We start from the raw sequence: 17,628 nt of genomic DNA on the forward strand, positions 1-17,628 counted from the left end.
GGGGGGGGGGGGGCGCGCCGGGGGGCGGGTGGGGGGGGGGGCCCCCCCGCCCGGGCCCCGCCCCCCCCCGCCGGGCGCGCCACGGGGGCGGGCCCCCCCCCCCCCGCGGTCGGCGGATGGCCGCGCCACCCGCGACGGCCCCGGGTGTTCCGTCCTGTGGGGGCGAGGAGGCGGTTGCCGCCACTGGTGGCGGCGCCCGGAAAACCCCGGCGGGCCTTGCGGGCGCTGCCGTAGGATCCGGGCCCGTGCAGAGTGACGATACGACCGGGTCCGAGAGTGTCCAGGGGGCCGAGGAGCCCAGCGGCCTCCGGGCGATCTGGGCGAACACCCTGGAGCCGGTGGCTCCGCTGCCCTGGTACCGGCGGGTGCCCCGCAGTGCCGTGATCGCGGGGGCCGTGGTCGTCGTCCTGTTCACCGCGGTGACGGTCGCGGCGGTGACCGGGTTCGGCGCCCCGACGCGGCACCGGATCGTGCTCGCGGACCGGATCGGCGACCAGGTGCGGCTCCCGGACGACGACAGCGTCCTGACCCTGCGCGCCGACTACGAGCGGCAGATGACGGCCCTGCGGCCGTACCGGGAGCTGACGGTGGCCGGCTACGGCGCCGCCGGGTCGACCGAAACCACGCTGACCGTGATCGGGCTGACCGGCAGCTTCCCGGACGTCCGGCGGGAGCTGGACAAGTACTTCGGCACGGAGACGCAGACGGCGGGCGCCCCGTCGGACGACCCGGTGGTGGTCGGGCGCCAGGACTACCCGGCCGGCCCCCTCGGCGGCGCGCTGGACTGCGCGGTGATCGAATCCCCGGCCACGTCCCTGGCCACCTGTGCCTGGGCGGACGGCAACACCGTCGGCATCGTCGTCGACGAAACGGGCGCCGGCAAGCCCGGGGAACTGGCCCGGCGCACGCTGGACATCCGGGCGGCCGTCGAGGTCGAGGAGAAGGACTGATCGACGGTCCGGCCGGAATCGTCGGACACGACCTGGAGCCGCTGAGATGAAACCCAACCTTGTGGACCCGTCGACGGTCACCACGGAGATGGCCGTGCAGGTTCGCACCTGGCGGGTCGACGAGGAGTTCAGTTGGCGCGCCGTGGCCCGGGCCGCCACCGACCTGTGGGGCTCCGGGTACGGCAGCAACCAGCTGTACGGCCGGGACCTCTGTGCGGCCGCCGCCCAGGTGCTGGGCGAGGACCCGGACCGGGAGCCGTGGAACTGACCTCCACCAAAGCGGTTGAGCGCGAGAAGTCGGCCCACCCGACTTCTCGCGCGGCCGGCGACAGGACCAGCGGCGGGGCCGGTCAGTCCCGGTGGGGCTCCGGGGACCACCGGCCGAGCCACTGGTCGGCGCCGAAGGCCTCGAAGCGCTCCACCTCGGTGAAGCCCAGCTTCGCGGCGAGGCGCATCGAGGGGAGGTTGGCGGTCTGGGTGGCGAGCACCACCGGCTCGCCAGGCAGCACGCCGGTGAACCAGTCGAGGACCGCCGCGCACGCCTCGGTGGCGTAGCCACGCCCCCAGGCCTGCGGCAGGAACAGGTAGCCGAGTTCGGCCTGCTCGCCGACCCGGCCGAGGCGCCCCGCCTCCTTGCGGAGCAGGACCTGGCCGATCGTCTCCCCGTCGCGATCGACGGCGAAGACCCCGGGGCTCCGGCTGGGTGCCCCGGGCATCTCGCGCTCGATCTCGTCCCGCGGCTTGGGCCCACCGAGGTAGGTGTTCACCTCCGTCGAGGCCAGCAGCTCGACGAACGCCGCACGGTCCCGGGCCTCGGGCTCGCGGAGTACGAGCCGCTCGGTCCTGATCGGGGCGGGCGGCCAGGGCAGCGGGCGCATACAGGTCTCCTGATCCTCTCGGGCGCCGGTTGCCGACGCCGTCGAAGATCAGGACGCGCTCCGGCGGAGCGCCAGTTGCGCGTCTCCGCAGGTCGCGGGCTCAGCCGTGCGGGTTGGCCGGGGTGGGGAGGGCGAGTTCGCACCAGACCGTCTTGCCGATGTAGCCGTCACCGCGCAGGTGGGCGCCCCACGACGTGGCCAGGGCGGCGACGAGTTCGAGGCCCCGGCCGGACTCGTCCTCCGGGGTGGCCTCGCACGGGGTCGGGAGGGTGGAGTTCGCGTCCGAGACCTCGATCCGGAGCAGGGAGTCGGTGGGGAGGAGAACGCGGACACCGATCATCCGGTCACGCGGGGAACGGGCGTGGCGGCAGGCGTTGGTGACGAGTTCGCTGAGGAGGATCAGCCCGGTCTCGGCGGAGTCGATGGGCACCTCCCACTCGAAGGCCTGCCGGATGAACCGGATACGGGCACGGCCGGCGCTGCGGGGGAGCCGGGGGAACATCCACTCGACGACATCGGCAGGCTGAGTGAGCATCAGGGTCCTTGGGTGTGTACGGACGGCGTCACTCGGGAGAGCTGAGTTCGGCCATTTCACCCTTCGATCGTCGGCATCCAGGCATAGCCTCAGCAGTTACACCGCATGTACAACGACAGCTTGACCGCCCTGTGACCAGGGCAGGGAGGGGTACCGGCCGTGAGCGCGCCGAAGGAGAACCCGATGTCGTGGAAGTACTGCGGCGACCAGCTCAAGCGGTGGCGCCAACGGTCGGGCGTGACGCGGGAGCAGTTGAGTCAGGCAGCCAGCTATGACATCGAGAGCATTCGGTCGATGGAGGCGGGGAGGCGGCGGCCGACGCTCAAGGTTCTTCAGGCTGCGGATGAACTGTGCGACGCGCAGGGGATGCTGACAGCGGCCAACCCTTACCTGATGCCAGAGCCACGGCCCGCACGCAGCGATGTCTTCTTTGATATCGAGAAGGAGGCAGTTGCCCTCTACTTCTTCGAAGCCCTCCACATCCCGGGCTTGTTGCAGACCGAGAACTATGCCCGGACGCTTCTCAGCCTGCCCATTCCGCCCGTGGACAGCGCCACCGCCGAGAACCGCCTGGCGATCCGTCTCAAGCGACAAGAGAGGCTCACGGACCCCGAGGTACTGTTCAGCTTCACCATCTACGAAGCAGCCCTCCACACTTCCATCGGCGGCAGGGAGGTCATGAAGGAGCAGCTCCACCGGCTGCTTGAGTTCGAGGACTCTCACAACATTCGGATCCAGATCGTGCCTACCGGGCGAATCACCCCGTCCGGACTCTCGGGATCGCTCACGATCTTGGAGACGATCAACAACGAGCAGTATGCGTATGTTGAGACGCACGAGACGAACGCACTCCACTCCGAACCGCGACTCGTAGGTAGGCTCAGCCGACGCCACGCGATGATCCGCGCGCAGGCCCTGAACACGCGGGAGTCAGCACAGCTCATCTGAAAGACAGTGGAGCAACTATGAACGCCACCAAACCGTGGTATCGCTCTAGCTACAGCAACCACGACGGTGGCGAGTGCGTCGAGGTCGCCACCTCCCCCTCCACCATCCACGTCCGCGACTCCAAGGACAAGGCCGGCCCGACCCTCACCTTCTCCCCCGAAGCCTGGTCCGCCTTCATCGCCTTCGCCTCCGAAGCTCAAGCAGCACGAGCCGAGTGACCCCTTAATGGAACGGTGAGGTAACTACCTCCCAACCACCCCCGCACGCAGCACATATGACTTATCGTCACGACTACACCACAGCCGGTTCCCCCGTGTAGCGTGCGCACCAACGAAACAACCCCCGCCGGTGCGCCAACACCGAACGGGGGTCTGACCGGCACGATCGAAAGAGACTCGATCCTGTGGCTACCCACGACGATACCGCCATGGCCACCCCTGGGTACGGCAAGCAGTCCGCCCCGGAGCAACTCCCCCGCTCCGCGCGCGACTTCGCCCACCTTCCGGCCCGCGAGGCCTACCTCGCCTCGCTCATCGACCGGCTCCCCGACGGCGCGGCCATGGACGCGAAGACCCTCGCCGTCCTCCAGCCCCACTACGGGCAGATGGCCTGCCGCTCGGCCCTCACCAAGCTCTCCACCGCAGGTCACCTGCGTCGCGTCCGTGAGCGCCTCGACTCCCGCCAGTGCCGCTGGGTGTTCCGCACCTACTTCTCCCGGACGCCCCGCTCCGACGGCTGGTGGGCGCACTTCCTCTCCACCGGGGAGGCGTCAACGCCCGCCGCACCCGATCCCCCCAGGGAGCGAACGCTCAACCGCACCTCCCCCACCTCGGCCGCCTACGCCGCCCTCGCCGGCCTCGGCCTGGTCGACCCCCGCCTCGCCCTCTCCGCCGCCGACTGCGCCGCGCTCGAACCGCTGGCCGCCGAGTGGCTGGACCGGGGCACCACGCTCCCCCTCTTCACCGCCGCGCTCACCGCGAACCTGCCGCCGGACATCCACAGCCCGGCGGGCTTCACCCGGCGCCGCCTGATCGACAAGCTGCCACCCGAACGTCCGCAGGCCCCGCGACCCCCACAGCCGGTCCCCATCCCCGAGTGCACCGACTGCCGCACCCCCTGCCGCCCGCACGCCCTCCTCGGCGGCCTCTGCCGCGCCTGCCGCAGCACCCCCGGCACCCCACCGGCCGCACCACCCCGCCCGGGCACCCTCTCCCCGGCCGCCGTCCACCGCCACGCCGCCCGCGCCAGGGGCGCACTCCGGCGGGACAGCGCCCCGCCCCTGCCCCTGCGAGCCCCTTGACACCGAGCCCCCGGCAGACCTCGCCGTCACAGGCAAGCAGGCCCGTGATCATGAATATTCACAGGCGGCAGCGTTAACCTATGCAAAATCCAAAGGTGAACTACGTAACATGCCTTGCATTCGAAGTCATCTGGTTTGCCCGCATGCTGAGATCCATGCGATAGTCGAAGCAGCCCAACGGCGGGCGACACCGCACGCCGCCCTGGGTTGATGACTTCGGCGGGCCCGACCTGGCACTGCCGACGCCCATCGCGCGGCACGCACCCCCTTGGCCGGCGCGATGACTTGCAAGGGCCCCCGCCCGCCGGACCACGGCGAATCCGGGGGCCCTGCGCGTTTCCCCACAAAAAAAGCGCCGACCGGCCGGAGGCCTCAGCCCCGCTCGCGCACCTTCAGCTCGAACCAGACACCCTTGCCCCGCGGCAGCAGGTCCGCGCCCCAGCGGTCGGCGAGGTCGTCGACGACCCTCAGCCCCCGCCCGCGCTCGTTCACCGGCTGGGGCTCGGCGAGGATCATGCAGGGCAGCGCCCGGGAGGAGTCCCGGACCTCGATCCGGAGCCAGCCGGGCTTGCGGCTGACGTGCAGTCCGATGGTGCGTCCGGCCGCGTGCCGCACCGCGTTGGACACCAGCTCACTGGTGAGCAGTTCCCCGGCCTCCAGGTGCTGGTGGAGCTCCCAGGACTCCAGGACCGAGAGCACCAGCCGACGGGCCACCGGGCCCGACTCCGGCCGGGAGGGCAGCCGTACCTCGTTGGGCGCGGACTGGTCGCACAGTCTGCTGGAATACATCTCCTCCAGCTCCGCGGAGGTGAGCCGCTCCAACGCCGAGAGCCCGCCGCCCTGCACGTCGATCCAGGACACTTCGGCGACCACGCCGGCCCCGGAAACCAATGACTGATCTGCTTCGCCCCAACCCGCCATGCGGACCATCATTGCGGAACGCAAGCAGCCGCGTACGGACAATGAGCAAACGATCTCTCCGCGTCGGCATATGCCGGATGCAAGAAGGGGTCCCCCCGGGCCGACTTCCGTCAATCCCGGGTTGACCCCTCCCCCACCTCAGCGGCGGTTTACCAGGCGCTCCACGGGACGTTCCAGCCGCTCAGCCCGTTCGACGGGTCGAGCGTCTCCTTCCGGATCGAGTTCTTCACGATCATCACGTCACCGATCAGCGAGCCGTCGTAGAACTTGCCCGCCGACGTGCCGGAGCCGCCGCCCTCGACGTCCTTGAGGCCCACGCAGCCGTGGCTGACGTTGTCCTCGCCGAAGGTCCTGCTGCTGCTCCAGTAGTTGCCGTGCACGTACGTGCCGGAGTCGGTGAGCCGCATCGAGTGCGGGACCTGGAGGTCGTACGGCGCGCCGGTCATGCCGGGCATGCTGCTGGACTGCATCCGCACCACGCCCTCCTTGGACATGACCACCATCGTGCCGTTCCAGGTGGGGTGTTCGGGCGCGCCGGCGCTGATGTCGATCTCGCTCGACTGGCCACCCTGTACGACCGTCATCTTGTGCGCAGCGGCGTCAACCGTCGAAATCTGGGACCGCCCGATCGTGAAGGGCTCGTCCCGGTCCGCGCCGTACACCCCGGGGGCGATCTCGACGCTCTTCAGCCGGTACTTGACGGTCACCTTGGTGTCCGGCGCCCAGTACTGCTCGGGGCGGAAGTCCAGCCGGCGGTCGCCGAACCAGTGGCCCTTGACCACGGTGCCGTTGCTGGTCTCGAAGCTGATGCCGCGGGCGACCTCGTCCCGGTTCTTCACGTCCTTGCTGAAGTTCACCGAGACGATCATGCCGACGCCGTAGGTGGCGTTGTCGTCCACGTTGTCCGAGGCCTTGGCGAGCGCCGTCGGGGTCAGCGTGGTGAAGTCGCTGTCCGCCGTGGCGACCGCGCCGTCGGCGTCCGCGGCCATCGCGCTGACCCGGTAGGCGGTGCCCACCTCCAGGCCCGCCGTGGGCGTCCAGGAGGCGCCGTCGGCGGAGATCGTCCCGGGGACCTCCTTGCCGGTCCTGTCGCTCACCTTGACGGTGGTCAGCTTGCCCCCGGTCGCGCCGACCTTGAGCGCGTTCGGCGCCACGTCCACCGAGCCGGCCTTGGGCTCGATGCTCACCGCGGCCGTGGAGACCTTCGGCGTCTTGCTGCTGGGCGCCGCCTCCGTGGGCTTGGCGCTCGCCGCGCCGGCCGCCAGATCGGCCTTGGCCGCGCTCCCCCCGCCCCCGTTCCCCCCGTTTGCCCCGCTGCCCCCACCACAGGCAGCCGTCAGCGCCATCGCCCCGCCGACCAGACCGACGGCCACCACTCTGCGTATCGACCTCATCGTCGATTCCCTCCCTCAGAAGATCCGAGAAACTCCCCGTGGACCCGACGGACCCGACCGGTATACGCAACCGGCCACCGGAAAGGTTGCGCCATGCGCGGGGCTGCTCGCCCCGGAAACCGCGGCGGCCCGACCCCAACGAGTGAGGACCGGGCCGCACGACGGACGACAGACGCCGAAGGGGCCTACCAGGCGGCCCAGTCGACGTTCCAGCCGCCGAGCCCGTTGGAGGGCGCGACGGTCTTCTCCTTGGTGTTCACGACCTTGATCGGGTCACCGATCATCGAGTCGTTGAAGAACTTGCCGGCGACGGAGGAGTCGCTGCCGCCCTTCACGTCCTGCATCGACACGCAGCCGTGGCTGGCGTTGGTCTTGCCGAACGGGCTGGCCCAGTAGTTGCCGTGCACGAAGGTGCCGGAGGTGGTCAGCCGCATCGCGTGCGGCACGTCCTGGATGTCGTACTCGCCGCCGAGACCGACGGTCTGCGAGTTCATCCGGGTGACCTTCTCCTTGGACATGACCACCATCGTCCCGCCCCAGGACGGCGTGGCGTCCGCGCCGAGGGTGACCGGCAGGGTGGTGCTCTTGCCGTCCCGCTCGACGGTCATCTGGTGCGCCTTGGCGTCCGCGGTGGAGACCATCGACCGGCCGATGGTGAACGGCTCGTCCTTGTCCACGTCGCCGTAGATGCCGGGGGCGACCTCGACGTTCTTCAGCCGGTACTTGACGGTCACCTTGGTACCCGGCGCCCAGTACGCCTCCGGACGGAAGTCCACCCGGCGGTCGCCGAACCAGTGGCCCTTCACCACGGTGCCGTTGCTGCTCTCGATGGAGATGCCCTTGACGACGGCGTCCTTGTTCTTGACGTCCTTGTTGAAGTTCACCGAGACGATCATGCCGACGCCGTAGGTGGCGCCGTCGCTGATGTTGTCGTTGGTGGAGATCTTCTTCTCCGGCGTCAGCGTGGTGAACGAGGTGGTGGACGCGGCCACCAGGCCCTCGCCGTCCTTCGCCTGGGCGTTCACCTTGTACGCCATGCCGACCGCGAGCGCGCCCGCGGGCTTCCAGCCGGAGCCGTCCGGGGTGATCGCGCCCTCGACCGGCTTGCCGTCCTTGTCGGTCACCTCGACCGTCGTCAGCTTGCCGTTCGAGACGGACACCTGCAGCCCGTTCGGCGGGACGTCCAGGGCACCGTCCTTCGGCTCCACGGCCAGCACCGCGGCCGAGGGCTTCGGCGTGGCCGACCCGCCCCCGTCCGCCGCGGCCGAGGCCGCGCTGCCGCCGCCCGAACCCCCCGTACCGCCCGAACCACTGCCCTTGTCGTCGCCACAGGCCGCGGTGAGCAGCAGTACCCCGCCCATGACCAGCGCCATCGCACTCTTCCGCCCGTAGCGGTTGGTGGTGCGTATCGCGGTGCCGGCCGTCTTCCCCGTCTTCACGGTTTCTCCCCTCCCGGTATTCACTCTCTTGACGCGTTGAGTGCCCCCGTGAGTTGCACCGGACGTGGATCTTTCCGGGCCGGGCTGCGGGCGCGCCGGAGCAGGATAGCTAAGCCGTCCGAGTGAATCCTGAGAGGAGTCGGTTGACGCGGGCGTGAAACCGTGGTGAAGACAGGACGTAACGGGCGAACGGGACTTACGGCAGCGCCGAAGCCGACGGAGGAGCCGCCGAAGCGGACGCGGTGGCCGCTGCCCCCCGACCCAGCGCACTCCCCGCCACCCACTGCTCCCACGGCACGTTCCAGCCGTTCAGCCCGTTCTGCGGCGGCACGAAGTCCCCGGACGAGGCCTTCACCTCCAGCACGTCCCCCTCCAGGGTGTGCTCGAACAGCCAGCCCGCCGGGGAGTCCTTGCTCGCCCCGCCCTTGACGTCGGACAGCCCGATGCAGCCGTGGCTCGTGTTGGCGGCGCCGAACACCCCCGGGTCCGCCCAGTAGTTGCCGTGCACGAAGGTGCCGGAGGCGGTCAGCCGCATCGCGTGCGGGACGTCCTTGATGTCGTACTCGTCGCCCATGCCGACGGTCTGCGAGTTCATCCTGGTCACCTTGTACTTCTCCGACACCACCATCACCCCCCGGTAGGTGGAGTGGTCCCGGCTGCCGCCGGAGACCTTGAGCACCCGGACCACCTTGCCGCCCTGCCCCGCCCGGACGGTCAGGGTGTGGGCGTCCAGGTCGACGGTGGAGACCTGCGCCCGCCCGACGGTGAAGTGCAGCTCCCGGCTCTGGGTGCCGTACTCCCCCGGCGCGCCCTGCACGTCCTTCAGTCGCAGCGCCACCGTGACCCTCGTCCCGGCCGCCCAGTACGCCTGCGGGCGGAAGTCCAGCCGCTGCCCGTCGAACCAGTGCGCGGCCACCGGCACCGGCGGATCGGCGGTGACCTGCACCGCCTTCTCCACCGCCGCCCGGTCGGTGATCGGACGGCTGAACCGCAGCGAGACCGGCATCCCGACCCCGACCGTGGAACCGTCCTCCGGGGTGAAGAACGCCACGAAGGTGTGCGTCGGGGTGACGGTCGTGAACGCCGAGTGCTGCGCCGCCCGCTGCCCCTGGTCGTCCTCCGCCACGGAGTCCACCGTGAAGGCCGTCCCGAGCGGCAGCGGCCCGTCCGGCGCCCACGCGCCGCCGTCGGCCGCGATCGTGCCCGGCACCTCCGTGCCCTTCCCGTCCGCCAGCCGCACCGAGACCAGCCGCCCCTGCGCCACCGTCACCCGGACGGCCCCCTCCGGCCGCACGTCCTGCGCCCCGTCCACCGGCTGCACCGAGAGCACCGCCCGCGAGGGCGCCGCCGGGGCCGTACGCCCACCCGGCCCCACCGCGTCCCCGTCCGGCACGACCGGAGGCCCGCCGCACCCCGCCAGGACCGCCACGCAGCAGGCCACCGCCGCCACGCCCCGCGCCCACACCCGTCCACGGCGCCGCATCCCGGGGCCCTCCCACTGTTCAAGTCCGATGCCCGGAACAACGAGAACCCTCCCAACGAAGACACGCCGCCCCCGAAACCCCCGCTCCCGAAACCCCGGACCGCTTCCGGCCAACACATTCCGGGAAAGAGAAGGTGAATGGACCCAGAACACCCCGCCCAGGGAGGCCCCCGCCATGGCGTCAGAACAGCAGCTGAACCCCGGCAGCTGCCAACCCCTCGGCGCCCGCCACCACCTGGACCGCACGGGCCGGCGAGGCACCAACTTCGCCCTCTGGGCCCCCGCCGCCGAAGCCGTCGAACTGTGCCTGTTCGACGAGGACGGCCAGGAGACCCGCCACCACCTCACCGAGCAGGACGTCCAGGTCTGGCACGGCTTCCTCCCCGGCGTACGCCCCGGCACCCGCTACGGCTACCGCGTGCACGGCCGCTGGGACCCGTGGACCGGCGCCCGCTGGAACCCCGCCAAGCTGCTGCTCGACCCGTACGCCCGCGCCGTCGACGGCTGTTACACCTCCCACGACGCCGCCTGCGCGGCCGTCCGCAACTGGCCCGAGGCGGACGTCGCCGACACCGTCCGGGACAACCGCGACTCCGCGCCGTACGTGCCCAGGTCCGTGGTCGTCCACGACGAGGACGACTGGTCCGACGACCGCCGCCCGAAGACCCCGTGGGCCGAGACCGTCCTCTACGAGCTGCACGTGCGCGGCTTCACCATGCGCCACCCCGACGTCCCCCCGCCGCTGCGCGGCACCTACGCCGGCCTCGCCCACCCCGCCGCCCTCGCCCACCTCACCCGCCTCGGGGTGACGGCCGTCGAACTGCTGCCGGTGCACCAGTACGCCAGCGAGGACCACCTCCAGGCCCGCGGCCTGGTCAACTACTGGGGCTACAACACGATCGGCTACTTCGCCCCGCACGCCGGCTACTCCGCCTCCGGCTCCCGCGGCGGCCAGGTCGGCGAGTTCAAGCGGATGGTCCGCGCCCTGCACGCCGCCGGGATCGAGGTGATCCTGGACGTGGTGTTCAACCACACCGCCGAGGGCGCCGAACTCGGCCCCTCGCTCAGCCTCCGCGGCATCGACAACGCCGCCTACTACCGCCTCCCGCCGAACCGCCCGCGCGGCTACGCCGACTACACCGGCTGCGGCAACACCCTGGACACCCGCCGCCCCCAGGTGATCCGGCTGGTCACCGACTCGCTGCGGTACTGGGTCACCGAGATGGGCGTGGACGGCTTCCGCTTCGACCTGGCCGCCGCCCTGGCCCGCGGCAGCACGAACGGCGGCGACGCCGTCGACACCGACCACCCCTTCCTCGCCGCCGTCGCCCAGGACCCGGTGCTGAACCGGGTGAAGCTGATCGCCGAACCCTGGGACGTCGGCCCCGGCGGCTACCAGGTCGGCGGCTTCCCCCCGCTGTGGGCCGAGTGGAACGACAAGTACCGCGACACCGTCCGGGACTTCTGGCGCGGCGCCCGCCCGGACGTCCGCGAACTCGGCTACCGCCTCTCCGGCTCCTCCGACCTCTACCAGCGGGCCGGCCGCCGCCCGTACGCCTCGGTCAACTACGTGACGGCGCACGACGGTTTCACCCTGCGCGACCTGGTCTCCTACGACCGCAAGCACAACGAGGCCAACGGCGAGGACAACCGGGACGGCACCGACGACAACCGCTCCTGGAACCACGGCGCCGAGGGCGAGACCACCGACGAGCAGGTCAACCGGCTGCGCCTGCGCCAACTCCGCAACCTGACGGCCACCCTGCTGCTCTCCGCCGGCGTCCCGATGCTCACCGCCGGGGACGAGCTCGGCCGCACCCAGGGCGGCAACAACAACGCCTACTGCCAGGACAACGAGGTCGGCTGGCTGGACTGGTCACTGCTGGAACAGCCCGGCTGGCAGGAGCTGTGCGCGCTCACCGCCCGGCTGGTCCGGCTGCGCCGGGACCACCCGGTGCTCCACCGGCGGGCGTTCTTCTCCGGCCGGGCCACCACCCCCGGCGGCCGGCCCGACCTCACCTGGTTCACCCCGCGGGGCACGGAGATGACCGAGGCCGACTGGTTCGCGCCGACCGCCTGCCTCGGCATGCTGCTCTCCGGCTCCGCGCTGCCCGAACGCGACGAGGCCGGGCGGCCGATCGGCGACGACGGCTTCCTGCTGCTGCTCAACGCGGGCCACGAAGCGGTGGTGTTCACCCTGCCCGCGGCGGCGCCGGCCCCCGGCTGGGAGCCCCTGGTCGACACCGCCGCCGCACACCCCGACGAACCGGCCCCGGCCGGCGCCGTCGTGCTGGGCGGGCGCTCGCTGCGGCTGCTGCGCGCGCCCGCCCCCGCCACGTAGCCGGGGCTCAGCTCCCGGCGTGCCCGAGCTCGACGTTCTCCAGCACGCCGATCGCGTCCGGCACCAGCACCGCCGCCGAGTAGTAGGTGCTCACCAGGTAGGAGGCGATCGCCTTCTCGTCGATGCCCATGAAGCGGACGTTCAGACCCGGCTCCACCTCGTCCGGGATGCCGATCTGGGTCAGGCCGACCACGCCCTGGTTGTCCTCGCCGACGCGCATCGCGATGAACGCGCTGGTCTGCTGGTCGGACACCGGGATCTTGTTGCACGGGAAGATCGGCACCCCGCGCCAGGTCGGCCGCTGCTTGCCGAGGACGTCGACGGTGGACGGGTAGACGCCGGCCCGGTTGCACTCCCGCTCGAAGGCCGCGATCGCGCGCGGGTGGGCGAACAGGTAGTCGGTGTCGCGGCGCATGCTCAGCAGCTCGTCCAGGTCGTCCGGGGTGGGCGCCCCGGCGCGGGTCTGGATCCGCTGGTCGAAGTCGGTGTTGCCGAGCAGCCCGAACTCCGGGTTGTTGATGATCTCGTGCTCCTGCCGCTCCCGCAGGGCCTCGATGGTCAGCCGCAGCTGCTCCTCGGTCTGGTTCATCGGCTGGTTGTAGAGGTCCGCGACCCGGCTGTGCACCTTGAGCACGGTCTGCGCGACGCTCAGCTCGTACTCGCGCGGCCTCAGCTCGTAGTCCACGAAGGCGCCGGGCAGCTCGTACTCGCCCTGCCGGCCGGCCGCGAGGTCGATCTCCGCCTCGCCGTGCTCGTTCTGCGCCTGCGCCGCGTCCGCGGCGAAGCCCAGCAGCTGCTCGCGCAGCGACTCGGAACGGCCGATCAGCTCCTGGAGCACCGGCCAGGACAGCGCCATCGCGACCCCGGAGGTGCTCGCCTTCACGGTGTACGGCCAGCTGCCGCCGCCCTCGGTGATCGCCTCGTCGCCGACGTGGTCGCCGTCGGCGAGCGTGCCGAGCACCGTCACCTCGCCGTACTTGCCGGTGCCGATCCGGTCCACCTTGCCGTGCGCGATCAGGAACACCTCCTCGATCGGCGCCCCCTCCTGCACCAGCACCTCGCCCTGCGCGAAGTCCCGCTGCACGAACCGGCGGGCCAGCTCGGCCAGCACCTCCTCGTCCTCGAAGCCGCGCAGCGCCGGGACCTCCGCCAGCGAGGGGGCGATCACCGTCACCGCGGCGCCGGTCTTGGCGAAGCTCACCCGGCCGCGCCCGGGCGCGTAGCTCAGCCGCCGGTTGACCCGGTAGGTACCCGCGCTGACCTGCACCCACGGCAGCATCTTCAGCAGCCAGCGGGAGGTGATCTCCTGCATCTGCGGCTTCGACTTGGTCGTCGTCGCCAGGTTCCTCGCCGCGGTCGTGCTGAGGCTGAGCTGGGCCCGTACCTGCACGATTGCCGAGCCGGGGCCGGGGGTGGGCTCGGTTTCGACCGTCATCTGTGCACTCCTGTCACTCACGCACCACTGGACATCCGTACAGGACGTGTCATCGGCTCATCGGCAGGCGCCCGCAAGAGGCGCACGGCGCACTCCTACCTGCACGAATGGCGGCGCGCGCCCCCTAATTCGCGCCCGCACCGCCCGTCCGAGTGGCCGGTTCTCGCCGGGCGCCACCGACAGGGGCGAAAAACCGGATGAGAAATGACGGCCCGTCTGCCTACCCTCACCGCGATGGCCGAGAACAGACAAGACCCCGAGAACCCGACCCCGGGAAGCCCCCAGAGCGACGGAACCGGCCCCGCCGGGCCCGGGCCGCGGCACTCCACGGTCCGCTCCCTGCTGCGCCTGTGGCCGTACGCGCGCGCCGTCCGCGGCCGGCTGGCCGTCTCGGTGACGGCCGCCACCCTCGGCATGCTCAGCACCCTCGCCGTCCCGGTGGTCCTCGGCCTGATCGTGGACGGCCCGCTCGCCGAGCACGACCTGGCCGGCCTCTGGCCGCTGGTCGGCCTGCTGCTGGTCCTCGGCACGGTCGAGTCCGCGCTGTTCTACACCCGCCGGGTGGTGCTGGCCCGCCCGCTGGCCGGGCTGGAGACGGCGATGCGCGGAGACCTCTTCGCCAAGCTCCAGCGGCTGCCGGTCTCCTTCCACGACCGCTGGGGCTCCGGCCAGCTGCTCTCCCGGGCCACCGCCGACATGTACACCATGCGGCTGTTCCTGGCCTTCCCGCTGGTCTTCCTGATCGTCAACTCGGTGATGTTCCTGGCCGGCACCGTGGTGATGTTCACCCAGGACTGGCGGCTCGCGCTGATCGCCCTGGTGCCCGTCGTCCCGCTGTTCGTGCTCACCCGGCGGTTCGAGTCCGGCTTCTCCGGCGCCGCCCGGCTCGCCCAGGACCAGAACGGGGACATCGCCACCCTGGTCGAGGAGTCCGTCCTCGGCATCCGCATCCTCAAGGCCTTCGGCCGGCACCGGTCGATGACCGAGCGCTTCCGCGCCCAGGCCCAGGAGCTGCGCCGCACCGAACTGCGCAAGGCGCACCTGCTCGCCAACCTCTGGGCCGTCATCGTCGGCCTGCCGGAGATCGCGCTCGCCGGCGCCCTCGCCGTCGGCGCCTACCTGGTGGCCCACGACGACCTGAGCGCCGGCACCCTGGTCGCCTTCCTCTCCACCGCGCTCGCGCTGCGCTGGCCGGTCGAGTCGCTCGGCTGGCTGCTCGCCTACGCCAACGAGGCCGCCACCGCCACCGACCGCTTCTTCGAGGTGCTGGACGAACCGGACACCCCCGAGGCGGACACCCCCGCCCCAGGCACCGCCGCGGCGCCCACCGCCCCGGACGGCATCCGCTTCACCGGCGTCCGCTTCCGCTACCCCGACGCCCCCGACGGCAGCCCCGACCTGCTGGCCGGCGTCGACCTGCACATCCGCAGCGGCGAGACGATGGCCCTGGTCGGTGCCACCGGCAGCGGCAAGACCACCCTCACCGCCCTGCTCCCCCGGCTGTACGAGGCCACCGCCGGCACCATCACGCTGGACGGCCGGGACATCCGCGAACTGCCCCGGCCGCGGCTGCGCGAACTCGTCTCGGTCGCCTTCGAGGAGCCCACCCTGTTCTCCGCCACCGTCCGGGAGAACGTCCTGATGGGCGCCCCGGGCGCCGGCGAGGAACAGCTGCGCACCGCCCTCGACACCGCCCAGGCCGGCTTCGTCGAGAAGCTCCCGAACGGCCCGGACACCGAGGTCGGCGAGCAGGGCCTGAGCCTGTCCGGCGGCCAGCGCCAGCGCCTCGCGCTGGCCCGCGCGGTGGTCGGCGACCCGGCCTTCCTCGTCCTGGACGACCCGCTCTCCGCCCTGGACGTGCACACCGAGGCCCTGGTCGAGCGGGCCCTGCGCGAGGTCCTCGGCACCACCACCGCCCTGGTCGTCGCCCACCGCCCCAGCACCGTGCTGCTCGCCGACCGGGTCGCGGTGCTGGCGGACGGCCGGATCACGGCCGTCGGCACCCACCAGGAACTGCTGCGCGACTGCGCGCACTACCGGGAACTGATGTCGGGCGAGGCCGCCCTGATACCCGACGGCCCCCTCGCACCGGAAGGAGCGCGCGCATGACCACCACCGCCGAACCCGTACGGGCCGAACCCGTCGCGCCGGCCGAGGAGGAGCTGCCCCCGCCGCCCGCCGACGAGGAGGACATCCCCGTCCCACCGGGCGCGCCCCGGGCGCTGCTGCGCTCGCTGCTGCGCACCCACCGGGCCCGGATCACCGTCGCGATGGTGGTGATCCTGGTCCAGCAGGCCGCGCTCCAGTCCGGCCCGCTGCTGGTCGCGGTGGCGATGGACCGCGGCATCCCGGCGCTGCGCGAGCACGACTCCGGCCCGCTGGTCGCCGTGGTCGCGGCCTACCTGTTCTGCGCGCTGCTCAGCCCGGTGCTGCAGTGGGTCTTCATCAAGATCAGCGCCCGGGTCAACCAGGACATCGTGCTGGAGCTGCGCGGCCGGATCTTCCGGCACGCCCAGCGGCTCAGCCTGGACTTCCACGAGCGCTACACCTCGGGCCGGATCATCTCCCGCGCCACCAGCGACATCGACGCGCTGCGCGAGCTGCTCTCCGAGGGCCTCCAGGAGCTGCTGACGGTCCTGCTGTCGGTCTGCTACATCTCGGTGCTGCTGGTGGTGCTGGACTGGCGGCTCGGCCTGGTCTCGCTGGCGTCCTTCCTGCCGCTGGCCCTGATCGCCCACTCCTTCCGCCGCCGCTCGCGCCGGGTCTACCGGCGCTCGCGCACCTCGGCCGCCTCGCTGATCGTCCGCTTCACCGAGACCATGAACGGCATCCGCCCGGTGCAGGCCTTCCGCCGGGAGAAGGCCAACGACGCCGCCTTCGCCGTGGTCAACCGGCAGTCCGCCACCGCCACCGCGGACGGCCTGCTGGAGATCGCCCGCTACGTCGGCCTCTCCCGCCTCACCGCCAACCTGTGGTTCGCCGGCGTGGTGCTGCTCGGCGCCTACCTGGTCGTCGACGACGCGCTGGAGCTGGGCGTGCTCACCGCCTTCGCGCTCTACCTGCGCCGGCTCTTCGACCCGGTCGACCAGCTGGCGATGTTCCTGAACAGCTACCAGTCGGCCGCCGCCGCCCTGGAGAAGATCGCCGGCCTGCTCGCCCACGAGCCGACCGTCGCCGAGCCGGCCGAACCCGCCGAGCTGCCGGAGGCCTCCGGCCAGGGCCGCGCGGTCGCCTTCGAGGGCACCCGCTTCGCCTACCGGACGGGCAAGGAGGTGCTGCCGGCCTTCGACCTGCTGATCCCCGCCGGGCAGACGGTCGCGGTGGTCGGTGCGACGGGCGCGGGCAAGTCCACGGTCGCCAAGCTGCTGGCCCGCTTCTACGACCCGACCGACGGCCGGATCCGGCTGGACGGCGTGGACCTGCGCGACCTGGCCACCCCCGAACTGCGGCGCGGCGTGGTGATGGTGACCCAGGAGTCCTTCCTGTTCTCCGGCACCGTCGCCGAGAACATCGCGGTCGGCCGCCCCGGCGCCACCCGGGAGGAGGTCGAGCAGGCCGCCCGGGACATCGGCGCGTACGAGTTCATCGCCGCCCTGCCGGACGGCTTCGACACCGACGTGCGCAAGCGCGGCGGCCGGATCTCGGCCGGCCAGCGCCAGCTGGTGGCCTTCGCCCGCGCGCTGCTGGCCGACCCGGCGGTGCTGATCCTGGACGAGGCGACCAGCTCGCTGGACGTCCCCGGGGAGCAGGCCGTGCAGCGGGCCATGCGCACCGTGCTGGCCGGCCGGACGGCCGTGATCATCGCCCACCGGCTCTCCACCGTGGAGATCGCCGACCGTGTCCTGGTGATGGACCAGGGCCGGATCGTGGAGGATGGCTCCCCACAGGAGCTGATCGACGGCTCCGGCCGTTTCGCCGCCCTCCACCGGGCCTGGCGGGACAGCCTGGTCTAGGGCCCCGGCCCCGGACCCCACGAATGTGCCCGTCCGGGTGCGCCGTCACGC

At 71.8% G+C, this 17,628-nt stretch carries 15 protein-coding genes; 8 read left to right on the top strand and 7 right to left on the bottom strand.

What is annotated here, in order from left to right:
* Nucleotides 1-245: 245 nt before the first annotated feature.
* Nucleotides 246-950 carry a hypothetical protein gene (locus tag ACFRQN_RS13680; protein WP_380740384.1) on the top strand — a complete coding sequence of 235 codons (705 nt, stop codon included), beginning with the start codon at nucleotides 246-248 and terminating at the stop codon, nucleotides 948-950.
* Between the two features lie 46 nt (nucleotides 951-996).
* Nucleotides 997-1,218, top strand: coding sequence for a hypothetical protein (locus ACFRQN_RS13685; protein ID WP_049649072.1), 222 nt, complete (start codon nucleotides 997-999; stop codon nucleotides 1,216-1,218).
* 82 nt (nucleotides 1,219-1,300) lie between these two features.
* Here ACFRQN_RS13685 and ACFRQN_RS13690 read toward each other — a convergent pair whose 3' ends face one another.
* Both ACFRQN_RS13690 and ACFRQN_RS13695 read right to left on the bottom strand, forming a co-directional pair.
* Complete coding sequence (locus ACFRQN_RS13690; RefSeq protein ID WP_380740387.1) at nucleotides 1,301-1,828, bottom strand: GNAT family N-acetyltransferase; 528 nt, start codon at nucleotides 1,826-1,828, stop codon at nucleotides 1,301-1,303.
* Nucleotides 1,829-1,928: 100 nt separating this feature from the next.
* Entirely contained in the window at nucleotides 1,929-2,363 is a 435-nt protein-coding gene (locus ACFRQN_RS13695; protein WP_259316736.1) for an ATP-binding protein, read from the bottom strand.
* A 159-nt stretch (nucleotides 2,364-2,522) separates the two neighbouring features.
* Here ACFRQN_RS13695 and ACFRQN_RS13700 point away from each other — a divergent pair, with 159 nt between their 5' ends.
* The 3 genes from ACFRQN_RS13700 to ACFRQN_RS13710 all read left to right on the top strand — a co-directional run bounded on the left by ACFRQN_RS13700 (nucleotide 2,523) and on the right by ACFRQN_RS13710 (nucleotide 4,611).
* Nucleotides 2,523-3,311 (top strand): helix-turn-helix domain-containing protein, encoded by a 789-nt coding sequence (locus ACFRQN_RS13700; protein WP_380740389.1) that lies wholly within the window; start codon nucleotides 2,523-2,525, stop codon nucleotides 3,309-3,311.
* Between the two features lie 17 nt (nucleotides 3,312-3,328).
* Nucleotides 3,329-3,529, top strand: a complete 201-nt coding sequence (locus ACFRQN_RS13705) for a DUF397 domain-containing protein (protein ID WP_380740391.1) — start codon at nucleotides 3,329-3,331, stop codon at nucleotides 3,527-3,529.
* A gap of 209 nt (nucleotides 3,530-3,738) precedes the next feature.
* A complete protein-coding gene (locus ACFRQN_RS13710) occupies nucleotides 3,739-4,611 on the top strand; it encodes a hypothetical protein (protein ID WP_380740393.1) in 873 nt (290 codons plus the stop codon).
* Between the two features lie 372 nt (nucleotides 4,612-4,983).
* Here ACFRQN_RS13710 and ACFRQN_RS13715 read toward each other — a convergent pair whose 3' ends face one another.
* From ACFRQN_RS13715 to ACFRQN_RS13730, 4 genes are all read right to left on the bottom strand, one after another.
* The gene (locus tag ACFRQN_RS13715) at nucleotides 4,984-5,484 is read right to left on the bottom strand and encodes an ATP-binding protein (RefSeq protein ID WP_053111920.1); all 501 of its coding nucleotides are present in this window, start codon (nucleotides 5,482-5,484) and stop codon (nucleotides 4,984-4,986) included.
* A gap of 197 nt (nucleotides 5,485-5,681) precedes the next feature.
* Entirely contained in the window at nucleotides 5,682-6,926 is a 1,245-nt protein-coding gene (locus tag ACFRQN_RS13720) for an Ig-like domain-containing protein (protein WP_380740395.1), read from the bottom strand.
* 185 nt (nucleotides 6,927-7,111) lie between these two features.
* Nucleotides 7,112-8,365, bottom strand: a complete 1,254-nt coding sequence (locus ACFRQN_RS13725; RefSeq protein WP_234348164.1) for an Ig-like domain-containing protein — start codon at nucleotides 8,363-8,365, stop codon at nucleotides 7,112-7,114.
* A 196-nt stretch (nucleotides 8,366-8,561) separates the two neighbouring features.
* Nucleotides 8,562-9,848: an Ig-like domain-containing protein gene (locus ACFRQN_RS13730; protein WP_380740397.1), complete on the bottom strand. Its 1,287-nt coding sequence runs from the start codon at nucleotides 9,846-9,848 to the stop codon at nucleotides 8,562-8,564.
* A gap of 175 nt (nucleotides 9,849-10,023) precedes the next feature.
* On the opposite strand from ACFRQN_RS13730, the gene glgX reads away from it, so the two are divergent.
* Nucleotides 10,024-12,189, top strand: a complete 2,166-nt coding sequence (gene glgX, locus ACFRQN_RS13735; protein ID WP_380740399.1) for a glycogen debranching protein GlgX — start codon at nucleotides 10,024-10,026, stop codon at nucleotides 12,187-12,189.
* A 7-nt stretch (nucleotides 12,190-12,196) separates the two neighbouring features.
* On the opposite strand, the gene ACFRQN_RS13740 is transcribed toward glgX, so the two are convergent.
* Complete coding sequence (locus ACFRQN_RS13740; RefSeq protein ID WP_074001470.1) at nucleotides 12,197-13,624, bottom strand: family 2B encapsulin nanocompartment shell protein; 1,428 nt, start codon at nucleotides 13,622-13,624, stop codon at nucleotides 12,197-12,199.
* A gap of 234 nt (nucleotides 13,625-13,858) precedes the next feature.
* Between ACFRQN_RS13740 and ACFRQN_RS13745 the strand changes: the two genes are divergently transcribed.
* Nucleotides 13,859-15,733, top strand: coding sequence for an ABC transporter ATP-binding protein (locus tag ACFRQN_RS13745; protein ID WP_380740401.1), 1,875 nt, complete (start codon nucleotides 13,859-13,861; stop codon nucleotides 15,731-15,733).
* Nucleotides 15,730-17,577: an ABC transporter ATP-binding protein gene (locus ACFRQN_RS13750; protein ID WP_074001468.1), complete on the top strand. Its 1,848-nt coding sequence runs from the start codon at nucleotides 15,730-15,732 to the stop codon at nucleotides 17,575-17,577. Before ACFRQN_RS13745 ends, ACFRQN_RS13750 begins: the two co-directional genes overlap by 4 nt.
* Nucleotides 17,578-17,628: the final 51 nt, after the last annotated feature.

Origin of the sequence: Kitasatospora sp. NPDC056800, assembly GCF_042789775.1 — a bacterium.
GTDB lineage: Bacteria > Actinomycetota > Actinomycetes > Streptomycetales > Streptomycetaceae > Kitasatospora.